Source organism: Parabacteroides sp. HGS0025 (assembly GCF_000969845.1).
GTDB lineage: Bacteria > Bacteroidota > Bacteroidia > Bacteroidales > Tannerellaceae > Parabacteroides > Parabacteroides gordonii.
In genome coordinates, this window is sequence record NZ_KQ033903.1 from 571,740 (window position 1) to 584,687 (window position 12,948).

8 protein-coding genes are annotated in these 12,948 nt (G+C 41.7%); all 8 read left to right on the plus strand.

Annotated elements, in window-relative coordinates:
• The first annotated feature begins 13 nt into the window (after positions 1-13).
• The 8 genes from HMPREF1212_RS19390 to HMPREF1212_RS19425 all read left to right on the plus strand — a co-directional run bounded on the left by HMPREF1212_RS19390 (position 14) and on the right by HMPREF1212_RS19425 (position 12,910).
• Complete coding sequence (locus HMPREF1212_RS19390) at positions 14-889, plus strand: AraC family transcriptional regulator (RefSeq protein ID WP_028726385.1); 876 nt, start codon at positions 14-16, stop codon at positions 887-889.
• A 583-nt stretch (positions 890-1,472) separates the two neighbouring features.
• Positions 1,473-2,984, plus strand: a complete 1,512-nt coding sequence (locus HMPREF1212_RS19395; protein ID WP_046150745.1) for a glycoside hydrolase — start codon at positions 1,473-1,475, stop codon at positions 2,982-2,984.
• 18 nt (positions 2,985-3,002) lie between these two features.
• Positions 3,003-4,508: a T9SS type A sorting domain-containing protein gene (locus HMPREF1212_RS19400; RefSeq protein WP_232430165.1), complete on the plus strand. Its 1,506-nt coding sequence runs from the start codon at positions 3,003-3,005 to the stop codon at positions 4,506-4,508.
• Positions 4,509-4,619: 111 nt separating this feature from the next.
• Positions 4,620-5,027 (plus strand): hypothetical protein, encoded by a 408-nt coding sequence (locus HMPREF1212_RS19405; protein WP_028726388.1) that lies wholly within the window; start codon positions 4,620-4,622, stop codon positions 5,025-5,027.
• 35 nt (positions 5,028-5,062) lie between these two features.
• Positions 5,063-8,113, plus strand: coding sequence for a SusC/RagA family TonB-linked outer membrane protein (locus HMPREF1212_RS19410; RefSeq protein WP_046150747.1), 3,051 nt, complete (start codon positions 5,063-5,065; stop codon positions 8,111-8,113).
• Between the two features lie 19 nt (positions 8,114-8,132).
• Entirely contained in the window at positions 8,133-9,785 is a 1,653-nt protein-coding gene (locus HMPREF1212_RS19415; RefSeq protein ID WP_028726390.1) for a RagB/SusD family nutrient uptake outer membrane protein, read from the plus strand.
• A 75-nt stretch (positions 9,786-9,860) separates the two neighbouring features.
• Entirely contained in the window at positions 9,861-11,666 is a 1,806-nt protein-coding gene (locus tag HMPREF1212_RS19420; RefSeq protein WP_052725051.1) for an aryl-sulfate sulfotransferase, read from the plus strand.
• Between the two features lie 59 nt (positions 11,667-11,725).
• On the plus strand, positions 11,726-12,910 hold the full coding sequence (locus tag HMPREF1212_RS19425; RefSeq protein ID WP_046150748.1) for a glycoside hydrolase family 130 protein: 1,185 nt from the start codon (positions 11,726-11,728) through the stop codon (positions 12,908-12,910).
• Positions 12,911-12,948: the final 38 nt, after the last annotated feature.

A 12,948-nucleotide genomic window follows, 5' to 3' on the forward strand; every position in this document is an offset into this window, starting at 1 on the left:
TAATATGAATGCCATGATAACAGAAGTTTTCAGAGAAAAGTCGCCTCTATCCATTAAGGACAGTTTCATACTATTCGAACGCACAAAATCTTCTTTCACTTTCCCAATACATGTCCACAATGTTTGGGAACTTAACTTTGTAGAAAATGCTAGCGGTGCCCAGCGTATTGTCGGCGACTCGGAAGAAACTATCGGCGAAAAAGACCTTGTACTGATCACCAGCACTGAATTGAAACATGCCTGGATGAACGGTAACTGCCGGTCGAACGATATTCATGAAATCACCATCCAGTTTCATCCGTCCCTGTTTTCTAACCCGGCTTTCCAGAAGAACCAGTTCGATTCTGTCATGAAAATGATGGCAAAAGCAGAACATGGATTGGTATTCGGCCAGGCCGATATCAACCGTGTGCTTCCTATTATGCGAATGATCTCTACTGAAAAAGGGTTCTATTCGGTCATGAAGTTCTTTATTCTGCTACATGAGCTCTCCCTGTCGGAAGATGTGCGCGTTTTATCCAAAAACGCTTCTCCGCAATATACGGAGACTGACTATCAAATGAAAAAGATACTCGATTATATCAGCAAAAACCTGGCTGAACCGATCACGATAGACGAACTGGCCCAATATATGGGAATGAGTCTTTCCACACTTTCCCGCTTCCTTAAAAAGAATACGAACCATAATTTCACAGACTTTTTACAGGAATATCGTATCAATTCTGTTGTCCGCGAACTGAACAACAATGAAAAGGAATGTATCATGGACATCGCTTCCCGGTGTGGTTTTGTCAGTCAGTCTTATTTTTACAAAGTATTTAAGAAATTCAAGGGCGTTACCCCGCAGGAGTACCGCGAGAATTACCAACGTATGCGAGTTATCGTCTGAACAAATCAGCGGCTGATAATTATCGGCCGTATGGTTTACAATTATCAGCCAATCGGCCGACGATCATCAACCATACGGCTGACGGTTATCAACCGTTGATTAGTCGCCGTAGTAATTCTATTTAGTACGTATAGTAAATTCGATTACATAGTATAGTTATATCATTTTGACCATAGAAGATTTTACCCTTCATTAAACCATTCCTCCCATTATTCCCCCCACTATATTTTCAAATCCGAATTAGAAAAAAAGAACCTCCCTTATTCCGTTGACCGAATAGAGCAATCACTTTTGACTTCACAGTGCACTTCCACACCTCTAAAGCAATTGGAAAACAATAATTTAAGTACAATAAGCCTCAGCAATCATCGCCTACAAATATTCACATATATTCGGTTTTTATTTGTTAACCTAACGCCTATCAGACAGTCATACTGTTAATTTATGCAATTTAAAGACAGTTGCAAGAGTTTTGATTTAATAAAATTGACAGAAACGCGCAATAATTTGACTGAATAAGACACTTCCAGGATTCTTCCAATCTCTACATTTGCAATGAAGATTAACATTAATGCCATTCATTATGAAAACACGTCGAAATTTAACCTTAGGATTATTCGCTTGTTTGTTCCTGTTAGGATCTTGCACAGACAACGAATTTGCAGACCAGAAAGCTGGTAGTTCCATTGCGACAAAAGCCGTTGCAAATACTGATGTAGTACTTCATTGGGATAAAGAAGAACAAAATATCGATGGTTTCGGGGTGGCACAAGCCGGATGGGCTGATTATCTGTATGCACACCGAAAACGTGATACAGTATTAGACCTGATGTTCGGAAAAGATGGATTGCACCTGAATATCTTAAGAGGTGAAGTCTATTCTCATTATTGGAAAAAGGAAGGAGATACCTCTTTCTATTTAGATGAAGAAATCGATATGCCGCTCGACGACCCATTTTTCGATATCGACTACAGTGCCGATGGAAATGAAACAGCCGAAGAAATGGCCCAACGCAAAGGTCAGCTATGGATCAACCAACGTGTCAAAGCATTATATGATGTCGATAAATTCGTTTACTCCGTCTGGAGTCCGCCTGCGTATATGAAAAGTAACGGCAGCGATTCGAAAGGGAATTTAAAATCTGCTTACTATCAAGAATATGCCGATTATCTATCTGCTTTTTGTGATGCTTACGGTTCAGTAGGTTTAAAGCCTTATGCCATATCACCAGCCAATGAGCCGGAATATGCAGCCTCTTGGAGTTCTTGTCTCTGGTTACCGGGAACAACTACCCTGGGACGTTTCATCGTCAACAACATGGGGCCTACATTCGCCAGCAAGCAACCGGATGTGAAGATTATCTTTGGAGAAAATGCACAATGGACAGGTATTTTAGGTTTTATCATGGGTAGTAAAAACTATGTACGTGATATTCTAAATCTCAATACTCGTATTACCAACTACCCGATCATCGCAGCAGGACATGGCTATGTAGACCCGGTAACGAAAAAAGATCCGGCTATCGAACCGTTTACCAAAGCTGAATCGAAAAACGTTCCGGTATGGTTGACAGAGATCAGCGACCCGCATAACTCATACAGTACTTCCATAGAAGATGGGCTTAACTGGGCAGTTAAATTCCACCGTTATCTTTGTGAAGCCAATGTAAGTTCGATTATTTGGTGGGCAGGAGCGTTGCCTGACAGCGGAACAAACGAAGGGCTGATCTATATCGCCAAGAACCGTACGGACTACGAAACAGGTAAACGTTATGAGACATTCGGAAACTTTACACGCTACATACCCGTAGGCAGTAGACGCATATCAGCCGAATATAATACGGATCAGGGATATATGGTATCTGGCTACAAAAACGGTAATTCATTCACTGCGGTTGCCATCAATACCAATGACACAGAAAAGACTCTAGATCTACTGATCAACAATACTCAAACTACCGGTCCGATAGTAGGCCATCTGACTGACGCCACACACAAATGGGCAACTCTTGATACAATACAACCGGTAAATAATACATATGTAGTTACGCTCCCGGCTAAGAGTGTTGTAACATTTACAGGAAACGTTGAATAACTTTAAATTTATAAGATCATGAAAAAGTTTTTTACACAAACAGTATGGATGCTAGTTGCTTTACTTGCAACGGTAAGTGCAAATGCATTTACAGTAAATGACATTTCGTTAGAAATAAGAGGAATCAGCACTTCGACAGGATCTTTTGACCCGATAAATGAATATGTATCTCCTTCCGGCAAAATTTTCACAACGAACGGAGACATATATGTATCTGGTAGATTTAGAAATAATACAGGAAGCATAATTGAAATGGATGCTTCTAAATTTAAGATTGCATTTGGTTATGGTGAATCACCATACACTTCTCAAGTCTATTCTGGAGGAGGAGGAAATCTTACCACTATAAGTGTTTGGGGACATGATTATACAGATGTTATATTTAAAATACCGACTAATTGGGATTGGCATATTAAAAACAATACTTTGGGTTTGTATTTCATTTATACAATTAGTAACCCGATACATTTCTTTAATGAAACTTATAATATAACCACTTCTGTTGTTCGAACTAAAGCTACAAATCAGGCAAAAGCCGTTAGTTATAAGATTGACGGGCCGAGTGAATTAACAACTAATGCAGTATACAGTATCGTTACTACAGATGGTAGCAGTTTACCTTCAGGGCTAACGGCAACTTGGGATTATCCATCGGATTTTTATCGGATTAATTTTACGAATACTACTATTGAGCTAGGAAGGAAAACTGCTGAAGGTTATTATACTTTATCAGCTCGCTTAAGTAATGGTACTTATGTAAGTAAAAGTATTGAGGCTGTTAAACCAGTATCTCCCGATCCAAACCCAAAACCAGAACAAGGTCTTTCCCAAGGTGATATAAGATTAGATTTATATCGTATTAGTGATCTAGGTAATGGAGGAGGTAATCTTTTAACCTCGCACACATTAGAATCAAGAAATAGTTTTGTAACAACAACTGGTGATATATATGTATCAGGAGAAATTTGGAATACAACAAGTAACGTTATTACGCTGGATCCGACAAAAATATTAGTCGCTTTCACTAATGGAGATTCACCATACACTCCTATAGTATATAATGGAGGAGGGGAGAAATTAACTTCATTAACGTTACGAGCTCATGATTACAGCATGGTTATTATCAAAATACCAGCTAATTGGCCTTACCATACAAAAAAGACCTCTGACGATTATACATATTTAGATTTCTATTTTAAATATGTAAACAATACTCCAGTCTTACAAATCTTCACAGGTTCTTATTGCGTTACGAATGGACAGAAGTCTAAAATAGCAGAAAAAGAGTCTTCTATTGCTGTTTCATACTATGATGCGTCTAATGTTACTGTTAAGTCAACAGATAATGTAGCTATTAAATTAATCCGAGTTATCGGAACAATGGGAGATTTGGTTAAGTCACAATCATACGGTAACAACTGCACTGAAACCAACTTCGACCTCTCTAATTGCAAAAATGGTATCTACTACATTCAGGTAGAAAAAACGACAGGGGTTGAAACTGCCAAGATTATTAAGAAGTAATCACAGCAATACAATAAGTTTACTTTCACTAAATCAAAGAAAGTAAGCTTATTGTGAGCTCTATACATAAAACGCAATAAATATCTTACAATGAATTTAAAACATAATATTATGAAGACTTTCAAAATTGTATTCGTAATTTCTCTTTTATTATTAACTGGAATCAACGTTTATGCTGAAAACCCAAACAAAACAAATCAGTCTGTAAATGAACAAAACAAATCTGGTTATTATATCTATGGTAGAGATGATATTTATAATCAAATAGGTAGAAGATATACTATCATGGGAGACAAACCAGCAAACGTTCGTGTAGAATGGGATTTGGATGATCTCCATCAAGTTACAAATATGTTACAGTACATTGTCGTAGTTCGTGAAAAAGCACTTGGAGAACAAACGATCAAAGCTCATGTTACAGGAGATAATCTTGATATTGTTTTAACAAAGAAAGTTATTGCAATTGATGGTGTAGACCCAAATCCTTCCGATACCGGTTATATTCCAGAATGGTGGTAAATCTAACTTAACAATTATTATTTAACTATATTATCATGAACAGAAAACTAGCTTTTTCTCTATTACTAGGAGCCTTCGCTCTCTCCGGATGGGCGCAACAGGCAATTACCGTGAAGGGTACGGTAAAAGATGCGGAGAATAATCCCGTTATCGGAGCAACAGTTGTTGTAAAAGGAACCACAATAGGTACAACAACTGACATTGATGGAAATTACACCATCAATGTCAATCCAGGACAGGTCCTGGAATTTTCTTACGTAGGTATGCAACAGTCATCTATCACTGTTGGTAACAAGAATGTAATCAACATCACAATGGCTGATGGCGAATTATTGGATGAAGTTGTAGTAATCGGTTACGGTACAGTAAAGAAAAGTAACTTGACAGGTGCAGTAGCTTCCGTATCCAACAAGGATTTGATGGCCGATGTAGCACGCAGCGCTTCCAGCGCTTTGCAAGGGAAAATTGCAGGTGTTAATATCTCCAATGTGGGTGGTCAGCCGGGTTCTGGCATGAACATCAACATTCGTGGCGTAGGGTCTGTAAATAACACAAACGAACCTTTAGTCGTGATCGACGGTGTATATGGTGACATCAATATGGTCGACCCCTCCGTTATTCAATCCATAGAAGTATTGAAGGATGCTTCAGCGGCAGCCATCTACGGTTCACGTGCAGCCAACGGCGTAGTGCTGATAACAACCAAAGGAGGCCTCAAAAATTCCAAAGCTAAGATTTCCGCCAACGTGTATACAGGTTTTCAAACTGTTACCAAGAAACTGGATGTCATGAATGCCGACCAGTGGATTGGATTCATGAAGGATAACTATTATTCTCCGGGTGGTGAACCCGAAGCAGTAAAGAACTGGAAAGGCGGAGCAGGGACAAACTGGCAAGATGAAGTGTTCCATACTGCTCCTGTAACCAAGGCTTCCCTTGCAGTGAACGGCGGTGCTGAAAATTCGACTTATAGTCTGGCTGGAGGTTATCTGAACCAAAAAGGTGTATTGCGTACCACAGGTTACGAAGCCTTCACCTTGCATGCCAAAAATACATTTTCTTTCTTGAATAATCATCTGCGTATGGGATCCTCGATAATGGCGAAGTTCTACAATAAGGATTATGACGACTTTACCATTACGGATGCGTTGCGGCAAAACCCGATCATTCCTGTATATGATCCTAATAACAAGGTAGATGGATTTGGTGGCATCACGAACAGTGGATTCAAGAACCTTTCCAACCCGTTGGGTTATCTTTATGTCAACGACTTTGAGCGTCACGGTTCAGACCTTTTGATCAATGCCTGGGCAGAAGTAGATCTATTCCTCAAAGGCTTGAAGTATAAAATAAATGCAGGTATCAACCGTAGTGAATATAGCGATTCAAAGTGGAATGGTAGTTATAACTGGGGTGACTTGGGAAGTAGCGGTAATTCCAAATTGAATGAAAACACCTACAAATCTGATTCCTGGTTGTTGGAACATACACTGCACTATGACCGTACATTTGGACAACATGACCTTTCTGCAATGGTTGGTTATTCTGCACAGGATTTCAATTCACGTTCTGTTTCTGCATACCGCGAAGGTTTTGCACCGGGAGCTCCCCATACCCTTGATGCTGCTCCTAATTCCAGTATGACTAACTCGGGAAGCAAGCAGTCCAATTCATTGGTCTCATTGTTCGGACGCGCAATGTATAGCTATGCAGGTCGTTATATGGTGTCTGCCTCTGTACGTCGTGATGGTTCTTCCCGTTTTGCTGACGGACATCGCTACGGATGGTTCCCTTCTGCTTCTGCAGCATGGAACATAGCCAGGGAAAACTTCTTTGAGGATTGGAAAGAAACGATGAACAACTTTAAAATACGAGCCAGCTATGGTGTATTGGGTAATCAGGAAATCGGCAACTACAGGACTCAAGCAGGCTTGGTAACAGGTATGAACTATATTATAGGAGACAAGTCTTGGCAAGGTGCCATTACCAATGCAAGCTGGGTATCTCCACAGAATTTGACTTGGGAAAAATCCAAAACTTGGGATATTGGTACGGATTTAGGATTCTTCAACGACAGATTAACTTTGACTGCCGACTACTATGTGAAGCGTTCAGAAGATATTTTGCTGTCTATCAACATGGCTGGTAATGCCGGTTTGAAAGGCTCTCCAACCATGAATGCCGGTACTGTGGAGAACAAAGGTTTTGAAATAGCGGTAACTCATCGCAACACGATAGGTGATTTGTACTATTTCGTAGGCGTGAACGCTTCTACTCAAACCAACGAACTAAAAGAAATCACCATTGGCCAAGTACAAGAGTATGGAGGTTATAATCCGCAAGGAGAAGGAATTATCACTCGGGCAAAGGTTGGTTATCCCATTGGCGGTTTTTGGTTAACGAAAACAGACGGATTATTCCAAAGCCAAGACGAAGTATTAGCACATAAAGACAACAATGGCACTGTGCTTCAACCGGATGCCGAACCGGGAGATATACGTTTCATAGATATCAACAACGACGGAAAGATTTCAGATGGCGACCGTCAATATTGCGGTTCACCTTTCCCAAAGTTCAATTTGGGCCTTAATATGGGAGGTATGTGGAAAGGTTTTGATTTGAATCTCTTCTTCGATGGTTCTTTCGGCCAAAAGATTTACAATTATACCCGTGCCCGCATGGAGTCTACTAACGAACTCAACAACTATTCGGTAAGAGTACTCGATTCATGGACTCCCCAGAATACGAATACGGATATGCCTCGATACGCTAAAAAAGATGAGATGAACTACACTCGCTGGACCGATCGTTGGCTGGAAAATGGAGACTTCTTCCGCTTGAAGACTTTGGAATTCGGCTATACATTACCAAGCGCATTGACACAGAAAATCAATGTGAATAAACTCCGTTTCTATACCACAATGGACAATCTCTTTACCATTACCGGTTACAAGGGATATTCACCTGACCTAGGAGCTAATGACGCTACAAATGGTGGTGGCGAAGGTATCATGACCAGCGGTTGCGACCACGGACGTTATCCGTTGGCACGTACTATATCTTTCGGTATACAACTTGATTTCTAATCTTTTAAAGTAAATAAACATGAAAAAGAATATATTAAACTTGACTCTGGCTTCTTTACTTGCATTATCATTCTCTGCATGTAATGAAGCGGACTTCCTATCCAAAACAAATCCCAACACTCCTACAGATGAAGGTTTTTGGGATTATCCCCAAAATGTGGACCAGGCACTATGTACCATATATGCCCCTATCAGGAACCAGTCAGAAGGTTATTATGGTGCACATACTCATTATCTTACCATGACTAGCCGTGGCGATGATGTGTTTCTTATCCCCAACGAAGACGGAGATATCAAGTTCTATTCCACTTTTACCAATACAGCCAATATGGATCCGGGTATCTGGGGTGATTTGTACAAAGGGATACAGCGTGCTAACATGGTTATCAGCAATTTGCAGTCGGGAGAGATTGAATGGGAAAAGCCCGAATTGAAACAACAATACCTGTCAGAGGCATACGGTATGCGCGGTATGTATTATTTCCTTTTAGCAAGCAATTATGGGGCTGTACCATTGCATTTGGAACCGGTAGTCAATCCGGAAGACACCTACATTGCCTCCTCTCCGGAAGAAACTGTATGGAAACAGGTGGAAGATGACTTTATCGAGGCAGCCAAATATTTGCCGGTAGAACGCGCAGCATCCGAAAGACAGCGCATCAGCAAAGGTATGGCATTGGCCTATCTGGGCAAGACATATGTGTTCCAGAAAAAATATGCCGAAGCGAAGGAGGTATTGGGACAATTGTTACAGTCTCCTTATAATTATGATTTGGTAGAGGATCCATTGGAAAACTTCCACAAAGACAACAAATTCAATAAAGAATCGGTTTACGAGATTGATTATGTGAATGAATTAGGCGGTACAGGTACATGGGGCGGCGACGATGCTAATGCCAGTATGGGTATGAATCTTCCTACCTATTTAGGTCCGGAAGGAACGGGAGCTTGGTTTAAGATGGCTCCGGCCTCAGAAGCATTACGCGAATTTATCAAAGAACCTCGTCCTGAAGGATCGGATAGCAAATTCGATAAGCGTATGTATGCAACTTTCTACTTTAACCAGAATGAAGTGGGAGACAACAAGCCTTATGACAATCCTTATGACAAGACCTTTGCCGAATTATGGGAAACTCCGAGCAAAGGTAAGTTAAACAGGGATCCGGAACATTCTTACATGACGAATCCGAAAGCGGATAATGGCGTTCAGTTCCTGGCATTGGGAAAGAAATACACCAACTTCTTTGGCGGTGACAATGATGCCATGTATACTCCGTCTAACCGTAGCAACAGTTTGCGTGTATTCCGTTTTGCTGAAGTATTGTTGCTTCACGCAGAAGCCTGCGCCATGACCAATGACCTTGCCGGTGCCAATGCCGACTTACAGCGTATACGTAATCGTGCCGGATTGGCTCCTAAGGATTTTAGTGCAATGTCACAAGATGCTGTAATGAAAGAGATAGAACATCAGAATTTCCTGGAATTCTGTATGGAAGGGCATCGTTTCTATCAGTTGAAACGTTATTATACAGCAGCCGAAATCAAGCAGCATTTCATTGACTGTGGCAAGGTAGGCGGTGAAAACTTTGCAGAGAAATATTTCTACTATCCTATCAGCGAGGGAGAGAGGAACAATAATCCGAAAATAGAACAGAATCCGTTGTGGAAATAAACTGAAATAAAGGAATCCTGTCCACGTGTACTTTGTTTGCGGAGGATAGGATTCCTTTCCTAAAACACTACCGATATGAATAAAACGGGAAGCTACTTATCCTTTTGGATGGTAATACTCTGTGGAGGTTTGATCTGTTCTTGTGAAGAAGAGGAGGAACAAGAATACAATGAAACATATATTCAAATGGATGCTTGTATCCAACAGAACAAGCTGCTCCTGAAAGTGAAGCAGGAAACAGAAAACACCTGTTTCTTTTTTGATGGAGATACGGTATTCATACCTACAAAATCCATTGCATCCATAAATACGGAAGCAACCGCTTGGCGGACTACGCTGACAGACGTAGATGGCACAACAATTATCATACCGACTTTAGGCAATTCATTAAACTTGTCTAAGGAAAACATAAAAGTGAATCCTACGGGATACGCCCCTTGCAGTATGCAGCTTACTGTTCCCTTTCCGGTAGAAGGGAGATTAAAAGTCTGTGTAAAAGGTAAACATGGCTCGCATGGCGATTTGTCGCACCTTTTTTCCAAATTCGGATATAATCATCAGGAATATATACATGGTTTGTACCGTGACTCAAAGAATACAGTCGATGTTTCTTTTGTCAATAAGGAAGGAAAAGTCCTACTGACGGAAACGATAGAAGTCGAAACGACTACTCCCGAAGATTTGGTACCCGATTTCTTTTCCGCCAGACAAACGGTCATAAGTAAACCGGACAAGATGGAGCCTGGTGTCACTATTGTGAATGATCAGGGGGGGGGGGAATATGATGCCCATCGTGCCTATATGCTGGACAGCGACGGGGAGGTACGCTGGTACCTTTGGTTACGTAATCATCCGAAATTGAATATCACGGCTCATTGCGGATTCAAGCGTTTGGAGGACGGCAACTTTCTGGGTGGTGATGCCCGGAAAGGGAACTTATTCGAGTTTGATATGGTTGGCAATCTTGTGAAAGAGTGGGATATTGCTTCGAGAGGTTACACGTTCCACCATGATGTGATAGAAATGCCTAATGGAAATCTTCTAGCGACTGTCACTAAAGCCGGAAGCACAAATTCACAAGGGACTTACACCCGTTTCGATTATGTGATAGAAGTAAACCGTGAAACAGGCGACATTGTAACCGAATGGGACTTGAAAAAAAGCATGGATCCGAACCGGAATGCGTTGTTAAGCATACAAGATATGGACGATTTCCAGCATAACTGGGCACATTCCAACGCTGTTGCATACTCACAAGATGATGATTGCATACTGGTTTCCAACCGCTACCAAGGATTAGTGAAACTAACGCGTGCTAATCAATTGGTATGGTTTCTCACGCCACATCGTGGAGCAGAAAAAAACAGAAATTCATTGTTAACGCCTTTGGATACCAACGGGGCTTCAATTACGGACAAGGAAGTGCTGGATGGAAAAACATACCATGAAGATTTCGACTGGGTGTGGGGAGCACATTGTCCGGTCATACTTGACAACGGACACATACTCATCTTCGACAACGGGTATCATCGTCGTCATGAAGAGATAGACCTTCATAGTCAAGTCGGATATAGTCGTGCTGTTGAGTTTGAGATTAATGAGAAAAACAAGACCGTACGACAGATATGGGAATACGGACATAAAGAACAGGGACGCAGATGTTATTCTGTAGCACTTTCTTCTGTGCAATATCTTCCACAAACGAATCATATATTATTTGGTCCGGGAGTCGGCACTCCCAATGTGAATGGGGCTGGAGGAAAAATAATAGAGATAGATTATAAGACCAAGGAAGTTGTATATGAAGTGCATATTTCCCGACCGGATTATTTAGTATTCCATCGGGTAAACCGCATCTCCCTCTATCCGGAAAACCTCTAAAAACGGAATGCTGAACAGTGATTAACAATATACATAGATAAATAAAGAACAATACGATAATGGAAATCAGTTTCTCAGATACGATCGAAAAGTTGCAGATACAACATGAAATACTTCTATCGGCAGAGAATGCCCCTCTGGATGCTCCCCGCAGCATCGCTACACGTTATAAGAACCCTGTCGTAACAGCAGCACATGTGCCGCTCGAATGGCGTTACGACCTCAACCCGGCAAGCAACCCGTACTGCCTAGAACGGATCGGAGTGAATGCCTGTATGAACTCCGGCGCCATCAAATGGAACGGCAAATACCTGCTGATGGTACGAGTGGAGGGATTCGACCGCAAATCGTTCTTCGCCATCGCCGAGAGTCCGAACGGGGTGGATAACTTTCGGTTTTGGGAACGTCCGGTCAATCTGCCGGACATCGACCCGGAAGAAACTAATGTGTACGATATGCGCCTGACGGCACATGAAGACGGGTGGATATACGGTATCTTTTGTAGCGAGCGGCATGATCCGGTTGCCAAACCGGGTGATCTGTCCTCGGCGGTAGCCAAAGCAGGGATTGTCCGTACCAAAGATTTGATCAACTGGGAAAGGTTACCCGATCTGAAATCAAAAAGCCAGCAGCGCAATGTCGTGCTGCATCCGGAATTCGTGAATGGGAAATATGCATTGTACACCCGTCCGCAGGACGGCTTTATCGATGCCGGTAGCGGCGGCGGTATTGGCTGGTCGCTCATCAATGATATTACACATGCGGAAGTCATCACGGAACAAATAATAGATAAACGCTACTATCATACAATCAAGGAAGTAAAGAATGGAGAAGGGCCTCATCCGATCAAAACGCCGCAAGGCTGGTTGCATCTGGCTCATGGAGTCAGAGCATGTGCCGCCGGACTTCGTTATGTACTCTATCTGTATATGACAGCCCTCGAAGATCCTACAAAGGTCATCGCACAGCCCGGCGGCTACTTCCTCGCCCCTGTGGGGGAAGAACGGACAGGAGACGTGTCGAATGTGCTATTTTCCAACGGATGGATTGCCGATGAAGATGGAAAGATATTTATATATTATGCATCCAGCGACACCCGGATGCATGTTGCAGTCTCTACCATAGATGTACTGGTGGATTACTGTATGAATACACCAGAAGACGGACTGCGATCTACCGCTTCTGTTGCTAAGATTAATGAACTGATTGATAAAAATAAAAAGTACAAAGAAGGTATTATTTAAGGTAAGGTTTCAGTTTTTTAAAGGCTTTAGTCGAACTC

Bases quoted from the DNA above. Each gene is read 5' to 3' on its own strand.
- HMPREF1212_RS19390 (WP_028726385.1), top strand. From the start codon at position 14: ATGATAACAGAAGTTTTCAGAGAAAAGTCGCCTCTATCCATTAAGGAC.
- HMPREF1212_RS19395 (WP_046150745.1), top strand. From the start codon at position 1,473: ATGAAAACACGTCGAAATTTAACCTTAGGATTATTCGCTTGTTTGTTC.
- HMPREF1212_RS19400 (WP_232430165.1), top strand. From the start codon at position 3,003: ATGAAAAAGTTTTTTACACAAACAGTATGGATGCTAGTTGCTTTACTT.
- HMPREF1212_RS19405 (WP_028726388.1), top strand. From the start codon at position 4,620: ATGAAGACTTTCAAAATTGTATTCGTAATTTCTCTTTTATTATTAACT.
- HMPREF1212_RS19410 (WP_046150747.1), top strand. From the start codon at position 5,063: ATGAACAGAAAACTAGCTTTTTCTCTATTACTAGGAGCCTTCGCTCTC.
- HMPREF1212_RS19415 (WP_028726390.1), top strand. From the start codon at position 8,133: ATGAAAAAGAATATATTAAACTTGACTCTGGCTTCTTTACTTGCATTA.
- HMPREF1212_RS19420 (WP_052725051.1), top strand. From the start codon at position 9,861: ATGAATAAAACGGGAAGCTACTTATCCTTTTGGATGGTAATACTCTGT.
- HMPREF1212_RS19425 (WP_046150748.1), top strand. From the start codon at position 11,726: ATGGAAATCAGTTTCTCAGATACGATCGAAAAGTTGCAGATACAACAT.